Here is a 20,660-nt window from a genome sequence, read left to right as displayed (position 1 = left end):
GGTGGGGCTCGCGAGCGCGCGTCGCTACAGTGACGAGCGTGCGTATCCCGATCCCTCCTGTCCGGCTTGGTGACGACGTCGTGGCGTTGGCCGGGGAGTACGCCGAGGGCGTACGCACCCCGGCCGAGGCGCGTGATGCGGCGACCGTGCTGCTGCTGCGGCCCGGCGCCGGATCGGGACCCGAGGTCTATCTGCTCCGTCGCCAGCTGACGATGGGGTTCGCCGCCGGGATGGCGGTCTTCCCGGGCGGTGGCGTCGACGCGCGCGATGCCGAGCTGCCCGACTCCCGCTGGGCCGGGCCGCCCGCGGTCGAGTGGGCTGCCCGGCTCGGGGTCGATGAGTCGCGGGCACGTGCGCTGGTCGCCGCGGCCGTGCGGGAGACCTTCGAGGAGTCCGGTGTGCTGCTCGCCGGGCCGTCGGACGGAGTCGTCGTCGACGACGTCTCCGGCGCCGACTGGGAGGCCGATCGGGTCGCCCTCGAGTCGAGGGAGCTGTCGCTGACCGAGCTGCTGACCCGGCGCGGGCTGGTGCTGCGTACGGACCTGCTGGCGCCGTGGGCCGCGTGGACGACGCCGGTCTTCGAGCCGAAGCGATACGCGACCTGGTTCTTCGTCGCGCGGCTGCCCGAGGGGCAGGTCACCCGTGACGTGTCGAGCGAGTCGTCGTCGGTGCTGTGGCTGGGGGCGGCCGAGGCGGTGCGCCAGGTCGAGGCCGGCGAGCTGGCGATGATGCCGCCGACCTATCTCAACTGTCTCGAGGTCGCCTCGCTCGGCGGGGAGGACGACGTGCTCGCCGACGCGGCCGGGCGCACGCTGACGATGTTCACGCCGCAGGTCACGGCCGCCGACGGAGGGCACACGCTGTCGATGATGCCCCGACACGCCTCCCTCGTCGAGGGGAGGCGCTCATGAGCAGCAGCCCCTGGTCAGGTGGTGTCTTCGGGGAGCGCGGGCAGTGCATCCTCGCGCCCAACCCCGGCATCATGTCGCTCGACGGCACCAACACGTGGGTGCTGCGCGAGCCGGGTGCGAAGCGGTCGGTGGTCATCGATCCGGGGCCTCTGGACGAGGGGCATCTCGATGCTGTCGCGGAGGCCGCCGGCGACGTCGCGACGGTGCTGCTGACCCATCACCACTACGACCACTCCGAGGCCGCACGGGCTTTCGCGGAGCGGGTGGGTGCCGGCGTACGGGCTCTGGATCCTGAATACCGGCTCGGCACCGAGGGGCTCGGCGACGGTGATGTCATCGAGGTCGACGGCCTGGAGATCCGCGTCGTCGGCACGCCGGGGCACACCTCCGACTCGCTGTCGTTCTGGCTGCCCGGGGACGGGGCGGTGCTGACCGGTGACACCGTGCTCGGCCGTGGCACGACCGTGGTCGCCCACCCCGACGGTGAGCTGGGCGCCTACCTCGACTCGCTCGACCGGCTCCACGCGCTCGCCTCCGAGCATGGCATCGGCAACGTATGGCCAGGTCACGGGCCGGTCATCGGCGACGCGCTGGCCGCTCTGGACTACTACATCGCGCACCGGCGCGAGCGCCTCGGACAGGTCGAGGAGGCGGTCTCCAGGCTGGAGACCACGCCTGCTTCGGCCGATCCGAGGGCGATCGTCGAGATCGTGTACGCCGACGTCGACCCGGTGCTCTGGGGTGCCGCCGAGCTCTCCGTACGCGCTCAGCTCGCCTACCTCGCCGAATAGCGAGAATCAGGGCGTTCGGAGTGCGTGCATGGCAAGGCGGAGGAGGGAGGCGACCTTAGAGCGGAGCGGGTCGCCGACCGACGACAACGCCGCCAGGCGCGTACTCCGAACGTCCTGATCAGCGGGCGCGGCGGGCCATTCGCTCGATGTCGATGATGACCACGCTGCGGGGCTCGAGGCGGAGCCAGCCGCGGCTGGCGAAGTCGGCGAGCGCCTTGTTGACCGTCTCGCGGGAGGCGCCGACGAGCTGGGCGAGCTCCTCCTGGGTGAGGTCGTGGTGCACGTGGACGCCGTCGTCGGCGGTGCGGCCGAAGCGGTCGGCGAGGTCGAGGAGGGCCTTGGCGACGCGACCGGGCACGTCGGAGAAGACCAGGTCGGCGACGACGTCGTTGGCCTTGCGGAGGCGTCCGGCGAGCTGGGAGAGCAGGCCGCGGGCGACGACCGGGCGACCCTCGAGCCACTTGAGGAGGTCCTCGTGGGAGAGGGAGGCGAAGGTGGAGTCGGTGACCGCGGTGACGGTGGCCGAGCGGGGGCCCGGGTCGAAGAGGGAGAGCTCGCCGAACATCTGGCCGGGGCCCATGATGGCGAGCAGGTTCTCGCGACCGTCGGACGAGGTGCGACCGAGCTTCACCTTGCCGTCGACCACGACGTAGAGCTTGTCGCCGGAGTCGCCCTCGTGAAAGAGCACGTCTCCGCGGCGGAGCTTCGACTCTGCCATCGAGGCGTGCAGGGCCGTCATCGACTCATCGTCGAGTGCGCTGAAGAGCGGTGCCTGACGGAGTACGTCGTTGTCCATTGCGGCCATTCCTCCTGGTTTCCCCACATCCGCGGGCATTACACCCGGAATCCTATCTGTGTAACGTCTCACAAGTGCACATCCCCCACCGATAAGCGCAGAAACCGGACGTGTCGTGCCGAGCCGTCGGGAGCTGTCCTTGCCGGGCCGGATCGGGATTGTCGGTGCACCCGCGTAGCCTTGCCGCGTGCCTGCCCAGAAGTTTGCGACTGAGACGCGCCTGGGTCTGGTGCGCCGTGCCCGGCGTATCGACCGCATCCTCGGCGAGACCTATCCGGACGCGAAGGCGGAGCTCGACTTCACCAACCCGTTCGAGTGTCTGGTCGTGACGGTGCTCAGCGCGCAGACGACCGACAAACGGGTCAACGCGGCCTCGCCGGCGCTGTTCGCGGCCTATCCGTCCGCCAAGGAGATGGCCGCGGCGCCGCGAGAGCATCTGGAGCAGCTCGTCGGGCCGCTCGGGTTCTTCCGGGCCAAGACGGAGTCGTTGTTGAAGCTGAGCGCGGTGCTCGTGGAGGACTACGACGGTGAGGTGCCCTCCCGCCTGGAGCAGCTGGTGAAGCTGCCCGGCGTCGGGCGCAAGACTGCCAACGTGGTGCTGGGCAACGCGTTCGGCAAGCCCGGCATCACCGTCGACACCCACTTCGGGCGGCTCTCGCGACGTTTCGGATGGACGACCGAGAAGGACCCGGTCAAGGTCGAGCACGAGGTCGGCGCCCTCTTCGAGAAGCGCGACTGGACGATGCTGTCCCACCACGTGATCTGGCACGGGCGACGGATCTGCCACGCTCAGAAGCCGGCGTGCGGCGCGTGCCCGATGGCGACGCTGTGCCCTGCCTACGGCGAGGGCCCGACCGACCCCGAGGCCGCCGCCAAGCTGGTGCGCACGGAGGGCCGCAACTGATGGTGCGTGCCTTGGGGAGACGAGCCCGGGTCGCGGCTGGGGCTGCGCTGTCGCTGGCTGTGCTGGTTGGGCTGGCCGGCTGTGGCGAGGAGACGTCGGGCGGACAGGCCGGCGCGCCGCTCGGTGACAAGCCGAGCTCGTCCAAGGTCGATGTCGCCACCGACGAGATGGTCTCGGCCAAGAAGGCCTCCGAGGTGGAGCCGTGCCGAGCCGGACCTGCCGACGACGGCGGGTTGCCGAAGATCGAGCTGCGGTGCCTCGGCGGCGGTGAGTCGGCCGACCTCGCCTCCTTCGAGGGACCGTTGGTGATCAATCTCTTCCAGGGCTTCTGCGCGCCCTGCAAGGAGGAGATGCCGGCGCTGCAGAGCTTCTACGAGACCTATGGCGACCAGGTGCCGGTGATCGGCATCGACGTCATGGACACCGTGCCCGGGGTCGCTCTCGAGGAGGCGATCTCGCGCGGCGTGACCTTCCCGATGTACGCCGATCCCGGCGGCGAGCTGCAAGGCGGCCCGCTCACGGCGCGGGCGGTGCCGGCGACGTACGTCTTGTCCTCCTCCGGCAAGGTGCAGCTGCTGCAGATGGGTGGCATGAAGAGCGCGACCCAGGTCAAGGAGCTCGTGGAGAAGAAGCTGGGGACCACCCTGTGACCGCCGCTGAGGTGGCGAGCTCGCGGCCGGAGTGGTTCGAGGAGATCGTCGCGGCGGCGCAGCAGATCCAGGGCGAGGACATCTCCCAGTTCCTTCCGCCGGAGGACGGCAGTGCGCGTGAGTCGGCCGTGCTCCTGCTCTTCGGTGAGGGGCCCGACGGCCCTGACCTGCTGCTGACCGAGCGCTCGCACACGATGCGTTCCCACCCGGGGCAGGTGTCGTTCCCCGGCGGCAAGCTCGATCCAGGTGAGACGGCCGAGGAGGCGGCGCTCCGGGAGGCATGGGAGGAGACGGGTCTCGACCCGACCGGCGTCGATGTCGCCGCCCGGCTTCCCGCGCTGTGGATTCCTTTCTCGAACCACGCGGTGGTGCCGGTCATCGCGTGGTGGCGCGAGCCGTCGCCGGTTTCGGCGCGTTCGTTGGAGGAGGTGCACGCCGTCTACCGGGTGCCGTTGTCGGACCTGATCGAACCGGCTCACCGGATCCAGGTGGGCGCCCCCGGCCGGGTCGACTGGCTGATGCCCGCGTTCTTGATCGGACCGGCGAAGGATGTCATCCTCTGGGGCTTTACAGGTGGAATCATCAACCGCTTCTTCACCTTTCTCGGGTGGATCACGGAGATTCCGGACGCCCCTATCAAGGAGTTGCCCGATTACATGCTGCAGGGACGCGAACGGAATCACCCGTGAACTTTCTTGACTGGATTCTGATCATTCTCGTCGGTGCCTATGCGCTGTCGGGCTACTGGCAGGGCTTCATCACCGGCGCCTTCGCGACCGGTGGACTTCTTCTCGGTGGTTTCATCGGCATCTGGCTGGCGCCGAAGGTCCTGGGCAGCGCGGCCCCGTCGCTGTGGGTCTCGCTCGGTGCGCTCTTCGTCGTGATCGCGTGCGCGTCGATCGGGCAGGCGATCCTGCAGTACGGCGGCGTACGTGTGCGCGACGAGATCACCTGGCAACCCGCGCGGATAGTCGATGCGCTCGGCGGTGCGCTGCTGAGCGCGGCGGCCGTGCTCGTGGTCGCCTGGGCGCTCGGCGTCGCTGTCTCCGGTGCGCAGATCAACGGGCTCACGCCGGCGGTGCGCGGGTCCACGATCCTGGCGAAGGTCGACTCGATCATGCCCTCGCCCGCCGACCGTGCGCTCGGGGCGTTCAACGACGTCGTGGGCACCTCGTTCTTCCCGCGCTACCTGGAGCCGTTCGCTCGGGAGCGGATCGTCGAGGTCGGCCCGGGGCCACGGCGGATGCTGACCGACCCCGACGTCGCACGCTCCGGTGAATCTGTGCTCAAGGTCCGTGGCGCCAACGAGTGCGGCAAGGGCGTCGAGGGCACCGGTTTCGTGATCGGGCGCGGTTACCTGATGACCAACGCGCACGTCGTCGCCGGAGTCGACGACCCCAACGTGATCGTCGGCGACGGCTCCGTCGATGCGAAGGTCGTGCACTACGACCCCGAGATCGACATCGCGGTCCTGAAGTTCGAGGGCGGGGGCAACATCAAGCGCCTCGACTTCGACCGCACCGCCGCGGCCGAGGACCCGATCGCGGTCCTGGGCTATCCGCAGGACGGTCCGTTCGACGTGCAGCCCGGTCGTATCCGCGCCGAGCAGCGCCTCCGCTCGCCCGACATCTACGGCAACGGCACCGTCATCCGTGATGTCTACTCCGTGCGCGGCCTCATCCGTCCCGGAAACTCCGGCGGTCCCATCGTCGACTCCGAAGGTGACGTCGTCGGCGTGGTCTTCGCCGCCTCGGTCACCGACTCCGAGACCGGCTATGCCCTGACCACCGACCAGGTCATCGACATCGCCCGGGAGTCTCGCACCCAGACCGCCGCCGTCGACACCGGCGCCTGCGCCGGCTGACCACCCACCGCCGAGAAGTCACCCCTGCAGGTCGAGAGGTCAGGTCTGCAGGTCGAGTTGGCAGCCCGCCGCCAACTCGACCTGCGGGAGTGACTCTTCGACCTGCAGGGGTGACTCTTCGGCCAGCGGGCGGGGGTCAGAAGCGGCGGGAGCTGTATGTCGGGGTGAGGGCGTCTTTGATCTCGCGGAGCCATGCGAGGAGGCGGTCGCCGGTGAAGTCGCCCTTGCGGACGATGATGATCGTCCAGCCGTGGTCGATGAGCCAGCCGCGTCGCTCTTCGTCGTAGATGTGCTGGTCTTCGTTGTCGTGGTCCTCGCCGTCGTACTCGATCGCGACCCGGGCCAAGCGGTAGGCGAAGTCGAGGCGGTAGGTGGGGATGCCTTCGACGTCGACCCAGACCTGCGCCTCGGGGAGCGGCAGGCCGGCATCGCGGATGGCGAGCTTGACCCACGACTCGCGTTGCGACTCCGTGTGGCTGCTGACGAGAGGGATGAGGTCACGGAGCTGGAGGACGCCACGTCTCCCCTTGAACCTCGAGAGCTGGCCGCTGAGCACCGAGCGAGAGACCCCGTGTTTCTTGGCGAACTCGTCGAGCACGGCCATCGCCTCCCGACGGTTCAGGTTGCAGCCGAGGTCGAGCGCGGTGCGCAACGGTGTCGTCACCGGTACGCCGCCCAGGACCACGATGTCGTCGGGCACCAGGTCGCGGGTGCGGCCGTCGGTGCCGGGACGCCGGGTGCGGGTGTGCCCGCGCACGGCGCAGGTCTCCACGGGCGGCGGCTGCGCTTCCTCGGTCAGGCTGAAGGCGTCGATGCCATGCACCCAGGCCGCGCTCCGATCACTGATCACCTGGTGGCTGGAGACCACGCTGACCAGGGCTGCCGCCCGTGTCGCCGGATCGTCGTCGATCTTCGAGGGTAGATAGACCCCTCGAAACGGGCGACGCACGTCGCCGTGGCTGATCGCCTGGTCCAGGGCATACCGGTTGATCGCCATCGACTGGACGTCGACCGCGGTGAACGGGCGCTCGGGCAGGTTGCTGTCGGTCTTGACGAGTGACATGTTCATGCCCGCAGCGTGCGCCGGGCGGCGTACGAAATCATCCGTCTTGTCGACGGCTGTGGATAACGCAGGCCTCAGCAGTGCCTGTGGACAGCAACCGGCCCGAATACCTCGGCAGCCGTGACTACTCGACCTGCAGGAGTGACTCTTCGGCCTGTAGGGGTGACCTCTCGGCGGAGAGGGGTCAGTGGTGGCCCTTGAGCGCCCGGGGGATCTCCTTGCCCTGGGCGATCGCCTTCTCGGGTGCCTTGACCTTCTTGACCTTGAGCACTCCGACGAAGCCCAGGAGGGCGGCGAGGAGGACGTAGAAGCCGAAGACGATGAGGAAGGACCAGTGCAGGCCGAGGCCTGCCCAGTGGATGAAGTAGGCCACCGAGACCGAGAGCATGATCACGGCGAGCACCAGCAGGAACGCGGCTGCGGCGAAGAGGCCGATGCCGACGCCGGCGTTGGTCACCGAGACCTTGAGCTCCTGTTTGGCGAGCGCGATCTCCTTGTTGACGAGGCCGGAGATGTCGCGGGTGGCGTCGACGACGAGCTTGCCGATCGTCGGATCCTCGCCGCTCGGGGACTTCGCGATGTCGACTGCCATGGGAACCCTTCGCTGATACGTGTGATTGGAGCGTCTCAGACCTTACCGGTCCCGGTGCTCTTCATCCTCGAACACGTCCGGCACGCCGTCCTTGTCGACATCGATCGTCTCGAGCTCCCCGATGCGACGGTAGACGCGATTGCGGGCCCGCAGCACCACCGTGGCCAGCGCGGCGGCGAGGACGGATCCGAACAGCACGCCCACCTTCATGTGGTCGTGGGCGGCCGGATCGGCGTGGAAGGCCAGCTCGCCGATCAGCAGCGACACCGTGAATCCGATGCCCGCCAGCATCGCCATCCCGATCACGTCCCACCAGGCGAGGTCGTCGTCGAGCGATGCCTTGGTGAACCGGGACAGGAGCCACGTCGAGCCCGCGATGCCGATGGTCTTGCCGACGACCAGGCCGAGGATGATGCCGAGGGTGATGGGGTCGTGCAGCGCCCCGGTCACACCGTCCCAGCCGCCGAGGGACACACCGGCGGCGAAGAAGGCGAAGATCGGCACCGCGACACCGGCGGAGATCGGCCGGACCAGGTGCTCGAAGTGCTCGGCGAGCCCGCGCTTGGCCTCCGGGTTCCGGGCGATCACCGGCACGGTGAACCCCAGCAGGACACCGGCGACGGTGGCGTGGACACCACTGGAGTGGACGAGCGCCCAGGCGATCAGGGCGAGCGGGACGAGCAGCCAGGGGCTGCGTACGCGGCGCTGCACCAGCAGGGCGAAGAGCCCGATCGGGACGAGCGCCAGCAGGAGGAAACCGATGTGCAGGCTGGAGGTGAAGAACACCGCGATGATCGTGATGCCGAGCAGGTCGTCGACGACGGCGAGAGTCAGCAGGAAAGTACGCAGCCCGGCAGGCAGGTGGGTCGAGATGACCGCCAGGATGGCGACGGCGAAGGCGATGTCGGTCGCGACCGGGGTCGCCCAGCCGGCCAGCGATCCGTCGTCGACGAGGTTGACGGCAACGTAGATCAGCGCGGGAGCGACCATGCCGCCCACCGCTGCCGCGATCGGCAGCGCGGCCCGTCGCGGGTCGCGGAGGTCGCCGGCGACGAACTCCCGCTTGAGCTCGAGCCCGGCGACGAAGAAGAAGATCGCCAGCAGGCCGTCGGCGGCCCAGGCCCCGATGCTGAGGTCGAGATGGAGCGCAGCGGGCCCGACGCGGAAGTCACGGACCGCCTCGTAGGCCTCCTGCCAGGGGCTGTTGGCGAGCACCACGGCGATGATCGCGGCGATGATCAGGAGCACGCCGCCGGTCGTCTCGGCGCGCAGGATCTCGGCTGTGCGCGAGGTCTCCAGCCAGGATCCGCGGGTGAAGAGGCGGTTGCGGGTGTCGGTCACGGGTTGGCCTCCAGGGGCTCGGGGGTCGTCGAAATCACGCCGACCAGACTTCCCGGCACACCTGACATCGACCCTAGCAAGGCCTCGTGGCGACGTGCTCCGGGCTGCGCGGACGGACCCATTCTGCATGCAGTATCGAAACGGCAAACGCACGCAAACGAACGCAAACAGTCAGGACACGTGCTGAGATTTAGGTCTCAACGCGTTGCGGGAGCCGATTTTCGTTGCATAGTGGTTTCAGCCCTCACCAGATGGTGAGGCCGCTCCGGTCGCGCCGAGGCCCGTCACAGCCGGAGGAGAACCGATCCACACCAGGTGGCGGGCACGGGGGAGCCGAGCAGTACGCCGGGAGCCAGAGACAAGGCCGACCGGCTTGGGGTGAAGGCGCAGACGGAACACAGGGATTCCAGCGCCCGGGCATCAGCAGCCCGAATCCGACAGGTAAACCTTCGCAGGCGTCGCTGCACCGAGGGAACCTCGAATGATCGGATCGTGTATCCGTGCGCTTTCGCGCGCGCCCAGGAAGATCACCAGACATATCGGCATCGGACTCGCGGCAGCCCTCGTGACCGGGCTCGCACTCGTCGCCGTACCCAACCAGTCGGCCACCGCCGCCCCTTCGCCGGGGACGAGCGCCCAGACCGGCACCCACTCCGCCACGACCACGAGCGTCTCGGAGAAGAAGGCCGCCAAGCAGAAGGCCAAGAAAAAGAAGAAGTCGCGAGGCATCAGAGCCTGGCGTCGCGTCAAGACCCGCGCCGGTGACCCCTACTCCTACGGCGCCGCCGGCCCGCACTCCTTCGACTGCTCGGGCCTGACCCGGTGGGTCTACAAGAAGCTCGGCCACAAGCTGCCGCACAGCTCGTCTGCGCAGGTCAGCCACACCTTCAAGGTCAAGAAGCCGCGCAAGGGCGACCTCGTCTTCTTCTACGACGGCGGCGGTGTCTACCACGTCGGCATCTACGCCGGGAAGCACGACGGGCGCCGCTGGATCTGGCACGCGCCCAGGTCTGGCGAGACGGTCAAGAAGGACCCGATCTGGACCAGCAAGCACTTCATCCGGCGGGTGAAGTACAAGCACTGACGACGTACGCAGCGGCCCGGTCACCCATCACGGGTGACCGGGCCGCTGTCTGTGCTCACTCGGTCTCGGTGGTCTTCCCGGCCGCGATGAGATCCATGATGGTCTGGTCGGCGAGAGTGCTCGTGTCGCCGACGCCACGGCCCTCGGCGAGGTCGCGCAGCAGGCGCCGCATGATCTTGCCCGAGCGGGTCTTGGGCAGCTCGGGGACGATCATGATCTGACGCGGCTTCGCGATCGGACCGATCTCCTTGCGGACGTGGTCGGAGAGCTCCTTGTGGCAGTCGTCGGGGGCGCCGTCGCGCAGGATGACGTAGGCCACCACGGCCTGGCCGGTGTCGGCGTCGGTGGCACCCACGACGGCCGCCTCGGCGACGTAGTGGTGAGAGACGAGCGCCGACTCGATCTCGGTCGTGGACAGCCGGTGACCCGACACGTTCATCACGTCGTCGACGCGGCCGAGGACCCAGATGTCGCCGTCCTCGTCCTTCTTCGCGCCGTCGCCGGCGAAATAGAAGCCTTGATCCTTGAACCGCGCCCAGTAGGTGTCGATGAAGCGCTGGTCGTCGCCCCAGATCGTACGCAGCATCGACGGCCACGGCTTGGTGAGCACGAGATAGCCGCCCGCACCGTTGGGCACGGAGACGCCGTTGTCGTCGACCACGTCGGCGCCCACGCCGGGCAGCGCCTTCATCGCCGAGCCGGGCTTGCCGGCGGTGACACCCGGGAGCGGCGAGATCATGATCGCGCCGGTCTCGGTCTGCCACCAGGTGTCGACGACGGGCACCTTGTCGCCGCCGATGACGGTGCGATACCAGACGTAGGCCTCCGGGTTGATCGGCTCACCGACCGACCCGAGCAGGCGCACCGAGGACAGGTCTCGGGTGTCGGGCACGTCGCGGCCCTGCTTCATGAAGGTGCGGATCGCCGTCGGTGCCGTGTAGAAGAGGGTGACGCCGTACTCCTCGATGATCTGCCACCAGCGGCCCTTCTCCGGGAAGTCGGGCGTGCCCTCGTAGAGCACCTGGGTCGCGCCGTTGGCGAGCGGCCCGTAGACGATGTAGGAGTGGCCGGTGATCCAGCCGATGTCGGCGGTGCACCAGTAGACGTCGGTCTCGGGCTTGAGGTCGAAGACCGACCAGTGCGTGTAGGCCGCCTGGGTCAGGTAGCCGCCGGTGGTGTGCAGGATGCCCTTGGGCTTGCCGGTGGTGCCGGAGGTGTACATGACGAAGAGCGGGTGCTCGGCGTCGTGGGCGACCGGGGTGTGGTCGGTCGAGGCCGCGTCGACGGCGTCGCTCCACCACGTGTTGAGCGAGTCGTCCCACTCGACGTCCTGACCGGTGCGCTTGACGACCAGCACGTTCTCGACCAGGCCGGGCTGGGTCGCCTCGACCTTGGTGACGGCCTCGTCGACGGCCGGCTTGAGGGCCGAGGGCGCGCCCCGGCGGTAGCCGCCGTCGGAGGTCACGACCAGCTTCGCGCCGCAGTCGACGATGCGGGTCGCGAGCGCGTCGGCGGAGAAGCCGCCGAAGATGACGGTGTGGATGGCGCCGATCCGCGCACAGGCCAACATCGCGAAGACGGCCTCGGGGATCATCGGCAGGTAGATCGCGACCCGATCGCCCTTGCCGACGCCCAGCGCCTCGAAGGCGTTGGCGGCCCGGGAGACCTCGTCCTGGAGCTCGGCGTAGGTGATGGTGCGCTTGTCGTCGGTGGGCTCGCCGACCCAGTGGATCGCGACCCGGTCACCGTTGCCGGCCTCGACGTGGCGGTCGACGGCGTTGTAGGCCACGTTGATCTCGCCGCCCTCGAACCACTTCGCGAACGGCGGGTTGTCCCAGTCGAGGACACGGTCGAACGGCTTGGCCCAGGTGAGCCGGTTGGCCGCCTCGGCCCAGAACGCGTCGTTGTCGGTGTCGGCGGCGGCGTAGGCCTCTGCCTTGACGTTGGCGGCAGCGGCGAGCTCGGCGGGCGGCTCGAACCGGCGCTTCTCGTGCAGCAGGTTGGACAGGGTCTCGTCGGTCACAGTTGCTCCTACGTACGAAATATGTGGCTCAGACCACAGGGTAGTGCGGGGATGAGAACGATGGTGGGCCGCCGTACAGCCCGAGGTGTACGACGGCCCACCATCGAGATCAGTGCTGGATCGCCTTCTCGGAGCCCGCACCGGTGAGGGCGCGCACCTCGAGCTCGACGTAACGCTCGGCGGTCTCCGGCTCCTTCGACGTCACCGTGCCCAGCCAGCCCAGGAAGAACCCGAGCGGGATGGAGACGATGCCGGGGTTCTCGAGGGGGAACCAGGAGAAGTCGATGCCGGCCGGGAACAGCGAGAGGCTGTCGCCGGTGGCGGGGTCGACCTTGCCGGAGACGACCGGTGAGAAGAGCACCAGGCCGACGCACGAGATCAGTCCGCCGTAGATGGACCAGACCGCGCCGCGGGTGTTGAACCGCGCCCAGAACATGTTGTAGATGATCGCCGGCAGGTTCGCCGAGGCGGCGACCGCGAAGGCCAACGCCACGAGGAACGCGATGTTCAGCGACTGCGCCGGGATGGCCAGCAGGATCGCGACCAGGCCGATGCCCGCCGCGGCCCAGCGGGAGACCTTCATCTCCTCCTTCTCCGAGGCCTTGCCGCGCTTGATCACCGAGTTGTAGATGTCGTGGGCGACGGAGACCGAGGAGGTCAGCGTGAGGCCCGCGACGACGGCGAGGATCGTGGCGAAGGCGACCGCGGAGATGAGCGCCAGCAGCACGGCGCCACCGATGGAGCCGTCACCGCCACCGACCTCCTGGGCGAGCAGCGGTGCCGCCAGGTTGCCGGCCTTGTCCATGGTGGCCGGGTCGACCAGTGCGGCCGCACCGAAGCCCAGGACCAGGGTGAACAGGTAGAAGACGCCGATCAGGCCGATCGCCCACAGCACCGACTTGCGGGCGTCCGCGGAGGTCGGCACGGTGTAGAAGCGGATCAGGATGTGCGGCAGGCCGGCGGTGCCGAGCACCAGGGCCAGACCGAGCGAGATGAAGTCCATCTCGCTGGTGAAGCTCAGGCCGTACTTCAGGCCGGGCTGCAGGAAGGCATCGCCCTTGCCCGAGGCGTCGGCGGCGGAGCCGAGCAGCTCGGAGAGGTTGAAGCCGAACTGCGCGAGCACCAGGATCACGATCAGGGCCGAGCCGGTCATCAGCAGCACGGCCTTGACGATCTGCACCCAGGTGGTGCCCTTCATCCCGCCGACGGTGACGTAGAAGATCATCAGCGCGCCGACGAAGAGGATCACGATGTTCTTCACCGCCTGGTCCTCGACGCCGAGCAGCAGGGCCACCAGGGCGCCCGCGCCGACCATCTGGGCCAGCAGGTAGAAGATGCTGACGACGACGGTCGAGGTGGCCGCCGCCATCCGCACCGGGCGCTGCTTCATCCGGTACGCCAGCTGGTCGGCCATCGTGTAACGACCCGAGTTGCGCAGCACCTCCGCGACCAGCAGCAGTGCCACCAGCCAGGCGACGAGGAAGCCGATCGAGTAGAGGAAGCCGTCGTAGCCGGAGAGCGCGATGGCGCCGGAGATGCCGAGGAACGACGCGGCCGACATGTAGTCGCCGCCGATCGCGAGCCCGTTCTGGAACCCGGAGAACCCGCGGCCGCCGGCGTAGTAGTCGGCCGCGGTCTTCGTCTGCCGGCTCGCCCAGAAGGTGATGCCGATCGTGATCGCGACGACGGTCAGGAAGAGGACCGTGGTGAGGATCTGGCTGCCGTCCATGTCAGAGCTGCCTCTTTCCGGTCTCGTATTCCTCGTCCAGCTTCCTCGCCAGCGGGTCGAGGTGCTTGGTGGAGTAGTTGGCGTAGAAGTAGGCGATGCCGAACGTGGTCGCGAACTGCAACAGCCCGAAGATCAGCGCGACGTTGATGTTGCCGACCAGCTTGGCGTCCATGAAGCCGTCTGCCCAGTTGGAGCAGAAGACGTAGAGGAGATACCAAACCAGGAATGCCACCGTGGCCGGGAAGACGAACTTCCGGTACGCCGACCGTAGAGCGCGAAACTCAGCGGTGGCGTGCAGGCTGTCGTAGACCGGGTCGTGCCGGTGGGCTTGGTCGTGTGCTTCTTCGCTCACGGTCGAACCCTTTCGTTGACGAGGCCGTCCTCCGTGGGGGTGAAGGACGGGCGACGTGTGATTGCAGTCACAGTAGGGGCTCACGGGTGTGCGCGTCGCGAGGAAGCGCCCGGTCCCTCGGTGGGCGGCGCTGTCGCGCGACGAGCGGTCGAAATGGCGCGCCGAATGGCGCCTCCTGAGCGGCGGTGGTCTCTCAGCGCTGCTGCATCGCGGGAGTCGTGACCGTCGGCTCGGGGGTGTGGAGGCGTACGAGGAGGCGGGTGGTGTGGGCGGGGACGCGGGCGGCCGTCGCGAGACTGGCGAGGATCATGACCGCGAAGGAGAGGGGCACCGTCCACAGCGCGGGCTGGGTGAGCACGACGTCGACCCAGGTGTCCGTACGCCACCCGCTGATCGTGAAGATCACCGCCGCCCCGGTCGTGAGCAGCCCGGTGACCAGGCCGGCGGCGGCGCCGTAGGCGGTCAGGCGGCGCCACCAGATGCCGAGCAGGAGGAGCGGGCAGAAGGTGGCGGCGGCGAGGGCGAAGGCGAGCGCGACGCCGCGGGCGACACCGACGCTGGGGGTCAGCAGCGCGCCGGTGACCGGCACGATGACGGCGACGAACGAGGCGATGCGGAAGGCGGCGACGCCGCCGAAACGGCTGCCGCGGCGACGCAGCCACGGCACCACCACGTCTTGCGAGAGCACGCCGGAGACGGCGATCGCCAGGCCGGAGGAGGTGGAGAGGAACGCCGCGAAGGCGCCCGCGCACACCAGACCGGTCAGCGCGTCGCCCGCCCAGCCGGAGACCATCAGCCGAGGCAGCTCGAGCACCAGGGTGTCGGCGGAGGCGGGGGTGGCTGCGTACACACGCCCGAGCACGCCGAGCACCGGCGGCAGCAGGTAGAAGACGCCGATGAGCGCCAGCACCACCAGGGTCGTGCGGCGGGCGGCGCGGCCGTCGGGGTTGGTGTAGAAGCGCACCCCGACGTGCGGCAGGCCCATCGTGCCGAGGAACGTGGCCGCGATCAGCGAGTAGGTGGCGTAGAGACCGGTGGCGTCGTTGGTGCCCATCGGCAGCGACCACGCCTGGCTGAGGTCGGCGCGGGGTGCGCCGTCGCTGCCCCAGACCGCGACCAGCACGCCGACGGGCACGAGCAGAGCAGTGAGCTTGAGCCAGTACTGGAAGGCCTGCACGAACGTGATCGAGCGCATCCCGCCGGAGAAGACGGAGACGAGCACGACGGTGCCGACCAGCGCCGCACCCACCCAGCGCGGCGCACCGGCGACCAGCTCCAGGGTGAGGCCGGCGCCCTGGAGCTGGGGGATCAGGTAGAGCCAGCCGATCGAGACGACGAGCAGCGAGCAGAGCCGTCTGACTCCTCGTGAGGCGAGTCGCTCCTCGGCGAAGTCGGGCAGCGTGTATGCCCCTGACCTGCGCAGAGGGGCAGCGACGAGGGTCAGCAGCACCAGGTAGCCCGCGGTCCAGCCGATCGGATACCAGAGCATGTCGGCGCCGGAGGTGAACACCAGCCCGGCGATGCCGAGGAACGACGCGGCGGAGAGATACTCCCCGCCGATCGCGCTCGCGTTGAGCGCTGGGCGCACCGAGCGGGAGGCGACGTAGAAGTCGCTCGTCGTGCGGCTGAACCGGAGGCCCCAGGTGCCGATCGTCAGCGTCGCGAGGGTGACCAGCGTGACCGCGACGATCGCGGGGGCGGAGTCGAGGGTCATGGTGTCTCGTCGCCGGTCTCCGGGTCGAGCAGGTCGGCGTAGCTGGCCTCGTTGCGCTCGGCGCCGCGCAGATACCAGGCGCCGAGGAGGAACAGGAACGGGTAGACCAGCACGCCGAGGAGCAGCCAGGGGAGCGGGATGCCGGCGAGAGCGACCCGGGTGAGGCCTGGGGCCAGCCAGAACAGCAGCGGGAGGGAGCCGACGCCGAGCACGAGCACGGCCAGGGCGCGGAGGGCGATCGAGAGCTGGGCGCGCATCAGCGACCCGAGGTAGACCTCGCCGAGGCGGGTGTCCTCGGCGACATCGACCCGGCGGACGGCCGGGCGCCGGCGGGGCGGTCCGGTGATGCGTACGCGTTGGGGTTCTGTCATCGCCGGGCCAGCAGGTCCTTGAGCTGGCGGGTGTGGCGGCGGCTGACCTGCAGCTCGGTGCCCGCCGACGCTCCGCCGACGACGACCGAGCAGCGCCCGGCGTCCGACCGCACCTCGGTCACGTGGGCGAGGTTGACCAGGAGCGAGCGGTGGATGCGTACGAAGCGGGCTGATGCCCAGTCCTGCTCGAGCTGGGTCAGCGGGATCCGCACCAGGTGGGAGGCGTCGGCGGTGTGCAGCCGGGCGTAGTCGCCCTGGGCCTCGACGTGGGTGATCTGCGAGCGCCACACGAAGCGGGTGACGCCGCCGAGCTCGACCGGGATCTGCAGATCACCGCTCGGCTCCTCCTCCGGCATGCTGCCCATCAGCCGGGTGACCGTCTCGGCCAGGCGCTCGGCGCGCACCGGCTTGAGCACGTAGTCGACCGCGCGCAGATCGAAGGCCTGCAGCGCGTGCTCCTCGTGGGCGGTCACGAACACGACCGCCGGCGGCGTCTTGAACCGCGCCAGCAACCGGGCCAGCTCGAGCCCGTTGAGACCCGGCATCTGGATGTCGAGGAAGACCGCGTCGACGCTCGACTCCTGCAGCTGCTGCAGCCCGTCGGTCGCGCTCAGGCAGGTGCGCACCTCGGCCACCCGCGCATCCTGGGTGAGCAGGTAGGAGAGCTCGTCGGCCGCCGGCGGCTCGTCGTCGACGACCAGCACACGGAGCCGGCCGCCGGGGGCGCCGTGGCGTGGTCCGGCGTAGGACGCGGTCGGACTCATGGGTGCACTCCTGGGGCGAACTTCGGGATCCTGAGGATGACTTTGGTGCCGGCTCCCCGGGCCGTCTCGACGACTAGGCCGTAGTCGTCGCCATAGGCGTTGCGGAGCCGGGCGTCGACGTTGCCGAGGCCGACGGAGTCGGCGCCGCCGGCCAGCGCGTTGCGCACCTTCTCCGGGTCTTCCCCGGCGCCGTCGTCCTCGACCTCGATCACGCACTCGGTGCCGCTGTCGGCAGCCCGGATGGAGATGTGGCCGGCCTCCGCGTCGGCCAGCCCGTGGCGTACGGCGTTCTCGACCAGGGGCTGCAGGCACAGGAACGGCACCGCGATCGGCAGCACCTCGGGAGCCACCGAGAGCTTCACCGAGAGCCGCTCCCCGAACCGGGCCTGCTCCAGCAGGAGATAGCGCTCCACCGAGCGGAGCTCCTCGGCCAGCGTCGTGTATTCGCCGTGGGTGCGGAAGGAGTAGCGCGTGAAGTCGGCGAACTCCAGCAGCAGCTCTCGCGCGCGCTCGGGATCGGTGCGTACGAAGCTGGCGATCGCACCCAGGGAGTTGTAGATGAAGTGGGGGCTGATCTGCGCGCGGAGCGCACGCACCTCCGCCTCCATCAGCCGGCGGCGGGACGCGTCGAGCTCGGCGAGCTCGAGCTGGCCGGAGACCCAGGTGGCGATCTCGTCGGTCGCGCGCACCATCATCGCCGAGGTGTCGGGGGCGTAGGCCTGCAGCGTGCCGACCAGATGGTCGTCGACGACCAGGGGGCTGACCACGGCCGAGTGCAGCGGGCAGCCGGCCTGGCCGCACTCGAGGTCGACGCGGTCGTAGAAGCGGGTCGCGCCGCGATCGAGGGTGGCCTCGGCCAGCTTGGCCGCTCGGTCCTGGTGGTGGGTGCCGATGCCTTCCCAGGCCAGCAGCCCGTCGGTGTCGGTGATCGCCAACGCGGGGGCGGCGAGGAGCGCCTGCAGATGAGGGGCCGCCCGCTCGGCGCTGTCGACGGTCAGACCGCCGCGCAGCGCGGGGCTGGCCAGCGACGCGTTGTGGAGGGTGCGGAAGGTCGCCCGGTCGGCCTCGGTGCCCAGGTGGGTGCCGCTTCGGTTGCGCAGCCAGCGCCGCATCGGTGCTCCTCTCCGTGCCCTTCTCCGTACGTTTCCCGTGCCCTGCTCATCGCCCGCACGTGTGGTGGCGCACACGTTATCGCTCATCCGGGTCGCTTCACGGGCGCGCGCTAGGTTTGCGGCATGCGATTGAGTCGAGTGGTTCCGGGCGTCCTGGCAGTCGGCGTGGTCGGCGCGGGCGCTGCCTTCGTCGTCGGGATGCGCAACAAGTCGCCGTGGCTGCAGGACCGCATCCGCGCGTTCTCCAAGCAGTTCGCCTCGGAGGCGCTCAAGACCGCCGGCAACGAGGGGGCCGCCAACGGCGTGGTCATCCACGTGGGGCGCCGGAGCGGACGGGAGTACGCCACCCCGGTCACGCCGCTGCCGACCGCTGACGGCTTCGTCATCAACCTGCCCTACACCTCGAAGGTCGACTGGGTGCAGAACGTGCTGGCCGCCAACTCGGCCACGATCGTCCACGACGGCGTCGACCATCGCGTCACCGACCCGCGGGTGGTCCCCTACGCCGAGGTCGCCTCGATGCTCCCGAAGAGCGCCGGCGTCGTGCGGGCCGTCTTCGACATCCAGGAGTTCCTGCGCGTCACCACCGTCGACTGAGAGCTCGCGGACCGGCGTAATGGCTGGTCAACGCACTGTCACAGTTCATCAACAGGTCGTTCTCAAGTGTGGGATCGGCTGGTTTCTGTGCCACGCTGGATGGGTTATACAGACTTTGTTCACCTAGAAGTGTGAGGAGTTAACCCATGACCTCGGTTATGTGTGCTGTGTGCACCGAAGACCAGGAGATCCGGGTTCTCACGCGTTCGGCGGGGGGCCGCCGGCAGCTCATGTGCTGCAGGTGTGGACACGCGTGGGAGCGTGCGGGCCGCTCTGGTGCCGCCGCCCGGAGTGGCGGCCTGATCGGGCTGTTCGGCGCCGCCTGAGGGCTTTCGGCGTACGTTTCACGGTGTCGTCGCCTGAGGTTCACCTCGGGCGGGCGCGGCGGTGTCGCGGAGTGGATTGAGTAGTGGGCTGAGACCTGTCTCGGGATCCCCTACGAAGCTCCGAGGAGTATCCACCCATGTCTGCAACCCGACGCTCCCTGCTGACCGGAAGTGCTGTCGCCGGTGTCGGCCTGGCGGTGGCCGGCGCCGTGCCGAGCCTTGCCGAGGCGAAGCCGGCCAAGCCCGGCGGCCCGCGTCCCGGCACGGGGCCGCGCGAGCCGTTCCCGCCGCTCGTGGACGACCCCAAGGGGATCCTCGCGCTGGCCGAGGGGTTCACCTACGCGATCGTCACCTCCGCCGGTGAGACCACCCTGAAGACGGGCGAGAAGACGCCGTCCAACCACGACGGGATGATGGTGATCGGCGGCAAGCGCGGTCGCTACACGTTGATCCAGAACCACGAGATCGAGCCCGGCGAGGGCGTGCCGGTGCCGCTCGTCGAGGGCACCGTCTACGACCCGGGCGCACTCGGCGGCGGCTGCACCGTGATCACCACCGACGCGGGCGGCGCCAACCTGGGTGAGTACGTCGCGATCTCGGGCACCTCGACCAACTGCGCCGGCGGCCCGACCCCCTGGGGCACCTGGCTGACCTGCGAGGAGACCGTCAACGACGCCGGCGAGGCCTGGGAGGGCGAGGACGGCACGAAGGGCGTCTACGAGAAGGACCACGGCTACGTCTTCGAGGTCTGGGCCGACGGCTCGGCCGACCCGCGTCCGATCAAGGCGTTCGGCCGCTACGACCACGAGGCGCTGGCGATCGACACGACCCGCACCCAGGTCTTCCTCTCCGAGGACGCCGACGAGCCCAACGGGCTCTTCTACCGCTGGACCGCGCCCGCCGGGGTGAAGCTCGGCCCGGGCGTGTGCACCGAGCTGGCCGACGACGCCGGCACGCTCGCCGCGATGCAGATCATCCTGCCCGACGGCTCGGTGCTCCCCGACGTGGCCTACCTGACCTCGGCGCAGATGGGGCAGCCCTTCCCGGTGACCTGGAAGGCGGTGCCGGAGCGTGACGCTCAGGAGAAGCCGTGCCGCGAGCAGTTCGCCGACGGCGAGGTCACCCGCGGTCGCAAGTTCGAGGGCGTGTGGGGCACCGACGAGGGTGTCTACGTGGTCAACTCCTACGCCTGGGAGGACACCGACCTGCCCGGCGACGCCTCGCCCCACGACGGCATGGTCTGGTTCTACGACTACGCCGCCGAGACGATCCAGCTGGTGACCTACTTCCCGCACCAGACGCAGTCGGAGGACGGTGCTCCGGCACCGAAGTACAGCGACCTCACCTTCGACGGCCCCGACAACGTCACCGTCACCCCCTGGGGTTCGCTGGTGCTCGCCGAGGACGGCACCGGCGCCTCGCACGTGCTCGGCGCGTTCCCGGGCGGCCCGGCGTACGCCATCGCCCGCAACGACCTGAACGACTCCGAGTTCTGCGGCCCCTGCTTCTCGCCCGACGGCAAGGTGCTCTTCGTCAACATGCAGGACCCCGGCTACACCCTGGCCGTCACCGGCCCGTGGGAGCGCTACCTCGGCTGACCACCGACCACGTACGCGGCGGGCGGCTCGCCAACGGCCGCCCGCGGCGTACGGCGGTGATCTCGCTGCCGCCCATCC

The 20,660-nt window shown here is 69.4% G+C and carries 20 protein-coding genes; 9 read left to right on the top strand and 11 right to left on the bottom strand.

All coding sequences use genetic code 11. The features are described 5' to 3' along the window. The first annotated feature begins 38 nt into the window (after nt 1-38). Nucleotides 39-911, top strand: coding sequence for an NUDIX hydrolase (locus FB381_RS22980; protein ID WP_141782390.1), 873 nt, complete (start codon nt 39-41; stop codon nt 909-911). Further along, nucleotides 908-1,702, top strand: coding sequence for an MBL fold metallo-hydrolase (locus tag FB381_RS22975; RefSeq protein WP_141782389.1), 795 nt, complete (start codon nt 908-910; stop codon nt 1,700-1,702). Before FB381_RS22980 ends, FB381_RS22975 begins: the two co-directional genes overlap by 4 nt. A gap of 118 nt (nt 1,703-1,820) precedes the next feature. Here the strand turns inward: FB381_RS22975 and FB381_RS22970 are convergent, their stop codons facing one another. After that, nucleotides 1,821-2,498, bottom strand: coding sequence for a Crp/Fnr family transcriptional regulator (locus FB381_RS22970; RefSeq protein WP_141782388.1), 678 nt, complete (start codon nt 2,496-2,498; stop codon nt 1,821-1,823). Nucleotides 2,499-2,685: 187 nt separating this feature from the next. Between FB381_RS22970 and nth the strand changes: the two genes are divergently transcribed. The 4 genes from nth to FB381_RS22950 are packed head-to-tail and all read left to right on the top strand — an operon-like array spanning nt 2,686 to nt 5,916. Further along, nucleotides 2,686-3,402 (top strand): endonuclease III, encoded by a 717-nt coding sequence (gene nth, locus FB381_RS22965; RefSeq protein WP_141782387.1) that lies wholly within the window; start codon nt 2,686-2,688, stop codon nt 3,400-3,402. Between the two features lie 11 nt (nt 3,403-3,413). Next, nucleotides 3,414-4,052, top strand: a complete 639-nt coding sequence (locus FB381_RS22960) for a TlpA family protein disulfide reductase (protein ID WP_170225281.1) — start codon at nt 3,414-3,416, stop codon at nt 4,050-4,052. After that, entirely contained in the window at nt 4,049-4,741 is a 693-nt protein-coding gene (locus FB381_RS22955; RefSeq protein ID WP_141782385.1) for an NUDIX hydrolase, read from the top strand. Before FB381_RS22960 ends, FB381_RS22955 begins: the two co-directional genes overlap by 4 nt. Next, nucleotides 4,738-5,916 (top strand): MarP family serine protease, encoded by a 1,179-nt coding sequence (locus tag FB381_RS22950; RefSeq protein ID WP_141782384.1) that lies wholly within the window; start codon nt 4,738-4,740, stop codon nt 5,914-5,916. The genes FB381_RS22955 and FB381_RS22950 overlap by 4 nt, the downstream gene beginning before the upstream one ends. A 136-nt stretch (nt 5,917-6,052) precedes the next feature. Here the strand turns inward: FB381_RS22950 and FB381_RS22945 are convergent, their stop codons facing one another. From FB381_RS22945 to nhaA, 3 genes are all read right to left on the bottom strand, one after another. Continuing rightward, nucleotides 6,053-6,985, bottom strand: coding sequence for a DUF559 domain-containing protein (locus tag FB381_RS22945; protein ID WP_141782383.1), 933 nt, complete (start codon nt 6,983-6,985; stop codon nt 6,053-6,055). Nucleotides 6,986-7,163: 178 nt separating this feature from the next. Continuing rightward, nucleotides 7,164-7,571: a phage holin family protein gene (locus tag FB381_RS22940; RefSeq protein ID WP_141782382.1), complete on the bottom strand. Its 408-nt coding sequence runs from the start codon at nt 7,569-7,571 to the stop codon at nt 7,164-7,166. A 42-nt stretch (nt 7,572-7,613) separates the two neighbouring features. Further along, entirely contained in the window at nt 7,614-8,912 is a 1,299-nt protein-coding gene (gene nhaA, locus FB381_RS22935; RefSeq protein WP_141782381.1) for a Na+/H+ antiporter NhaA, read from the bottom strand. A gap of 565 nt (nt 8,913-9,477) precedes the next feature. Between nhaA and FB381_RS22930 the strand changes: the two genes are divergently transcribed. Further along, the gene (locus FB381_RS22930; RefSeq protein ID WP_170225280.1) at nt 9,478-9,996 is read left to right on the top strand and encodes a C40 family peptidase; all 519 of its coding nucleotides are present in this window, start codon (nt 9,478-9,480) and stop codon (nt 9,994-9,996) included. A 55-nt stretch (nt 9,997-10,051) separates the two neighbouring features. Here the strand turns inward: FB381_RS22930 and acs are convergent, their stop codons facing one another. From acs to FB381_RS22895, 7 genes are all read right to left on the bottom strand, one after another. Then, nucleotides 10,052-12,019, bottom strand: a complete 1,968-nt coding sequence (gene acs, locus FB381_RS22925; RefSeq protein WP_141782379.1) for an acetate--CoA ligase — start codon at nt 12,017-12,019, stop codon at nt 10,052-10,054. Nucleotides 12,020-12,128: 109 nt separating this feature from the next. After that, a complete protein-coding gene (locus FB381_RS22920; RefSeq protein ID WP_141782378.1) occupies nt 12,129-13,748 on the bottom strand; it encodes a solute symporter family protein in 1,620 nt (539 codons plus the stop codon). A gap of 1 nt (nt 13,749) precedes the next feature. Then, the gene (locus FB381_RS22915; RefSeq protein ID WP_141782377.1) at nt 13,750-14,100 is read right to left on the bottom strand and encodes a DUF485 domain-containing protein; all 351 of its coding nucleotides are present in this window, start codon (nt 14,098-14,100) and stop codon (nt 13,750-13,752) included. Between the two features lie 193 nt (nt 14,101-14,293). Next, nucleotides 14,294-15,814 carry a sodium/solute symporter gene (locus FB381_RS22910; protein ID WP_141782376.1) on the bottom strand — a complete coding sequence of 507 codons (1,521 nt, stop codon included), beginning with the start codon at nt 15,812-15,814 and terminating at the stop codon, nt 14,294-14,296. Then, the gene (locus tag FB381_RS22905; protein ID WP_141782375.1) at nt 15,811-16,185 is read right to left on the bottom strand and encodes a 6TM ABC transporter family protein; all 375 of its coding nucleotides are present in this window, start codon (nt 16,183-16,185) and stop codon (nt 15,811-15,813) included. Before FB381_RS22905 ends, FB381_RS22910 begins: the two co-directional genes overlap by 4 nt. Then, a complete protein-coding gene (locus FB381_RS22900; RefSeq protein WP_141782374.1) occupies nt 16,182-16,949 on the bottom strand; it encodes a LytR/AlgR family response regulator transcription factor in 768 nt (255 codons plus the stop codon). Before FB381_RS22900 ends, FB381_RS22905 begins: the two co-directional genes overlap by 4 nt. Next, on the bottom strand, nt 16,946-18,061 hold the full coding sequence (locus tag FB381_RS22895) for a sensor histidine kinase (protein WP_141782373.1): 1,116 nt from the start codon (nt 18,059-18,061) through the stop codon (nt 16,946-16,948). The genes FB381_RS22900 and FB381_RS22895 overlap by 4 nt, the downstream gene beginning before the upstream one ends. Nucleotides 18,062-18,184: 123 nt before the next feature. On the opposite strand from FB381_RS22895, the gene FB381_RS22890 reads away from it, so the two are divergent. Together FB381_RS22890 and FB381_RS22885 are read left to right on the top strand one after the other, a co-directional pair. Next, complete coding sequence (locus FB381_RS22890) at nt 18,185-18,658, top strand: PNPOx family protein (protein WP_141782372.1); 474 nt, start codon at nt 18,185-18,187, stop codon at nt 18,656-18,658. 463 nt (nt 18,659-19,121) lie between these two features. Beyond that, the gene (locus FB381_RS22885; protein ID WP_141782371.1) at nt 19,122-20,582 is read left to right on the top strand and encodes an alkaline phosphatase PhoX; all 1,461 of its coding nucleotides are present in this window, start codon (nt 19,122-19,124) and stop codon (nt 20,580-20,582) included. Nucleotides 20,583-20,660: the final 78 nt, after the last annotated feature.

Origin of the sequence: Nocardioides albertanoniae (genome assembly GCF_006716315.1) — a bacterium.
GTDB lineage: Bacteria > Actinomycetota > Actinomycetes > Propionibacteriales > Nocardioidaceae > Nocardioides > Nocardioides albertanoniae.
The sequence above is the reverse complement of the archived record's forward strand: the minus strand, read 5'-3'. Positions and strand labels throughout refer to the sequence as shown.

What these genes read in the sequence shown, in the direction of transcription:
- FB381_RS22970 (WP_141782388.1), bottom strand. Translation starts at nt 2,498, where the DNA reads ATGGACAACGACGTACTCCGTCAGGCACCGCTCTTCAGCGCACTCGAC.
- FB381_RS22905 (WP_141782375.1), bottom strand. Translation starts at nt 16,185, where the DNA reads ATGACAGAACCCCAACGCGTACGCATCACCGGACCGCCCCGCCGGCGC.
- FB381_RS22900 (WP_141782374.1), bottom strand. Translation starts at nt 16,949, where the DNA reads ATGAGTCCGACCGCGTCCTACGCCGGACCACGCCACGGCGCCCCCGGC.
- FB381_RS22895 (WP_141782373.1), bottom strand. Translation starts at nt 18,061, where the DNA reads ATGCGGCGCTGGCTGCGCAACCGAAGCGGCACCCACCTGGGCACCGAG.
- FB381_RS22975 (WP_141782389.1), top strand. Translation starts at nt 908, where the DNA reads ATGAGCAGCAGCCCCTGGTCAGGTGGTGTCTTCGGGGAGCGCGGGCAG.
- FB381_RS22890 (WP_141782372.1), top strand. Translation starts at nt 18,185, where the DNA reads ATGCGATTGAGTCGAGTGGTTCCGGGCGTCCTGGCAGTCGGCGTGGTC.
- FB381_RS22910 (WP_141782376.1), bottom strand. Translation starts at nt 15,814, where the DNA reads ATGACCCTCGACTCCGCCCCCGCGATCGTCGCGGTCACGCTGGTCACC.
- FB381_RS22885 (WP_141782371.1), top strand. Translation starts at nt 19,122, where the DNA reads ATGTCTGCAACCCGACGCTCCCTGCTGACCGGAAGTGCTGTCGCCGGT.
- FB381_RS22945 (WP_141782383.1), bottom strand. Translation starts at nt 6,985, where the DNA reads ATGAACATGTCACTCGTCAAGACCGACAGCAACCTGCCCGAGCGCCCG.
- FB381_RS22940 (WP_141782382.1), bottom strand. Translation starts at nt 7,571, where the DNA reads ATGGCAGTCGACATCGCGAAGTCCCCGAGCGGCGAGGATCCGACGATC.
- FB381_RS22920 (WP_141782378.1), bottom strand. Translation starts at nt 13,748, where the DNA reads ATGGACGGCAGCCAGATCCTCACCACGGTCCTCTTCCTGACCGTCGTC.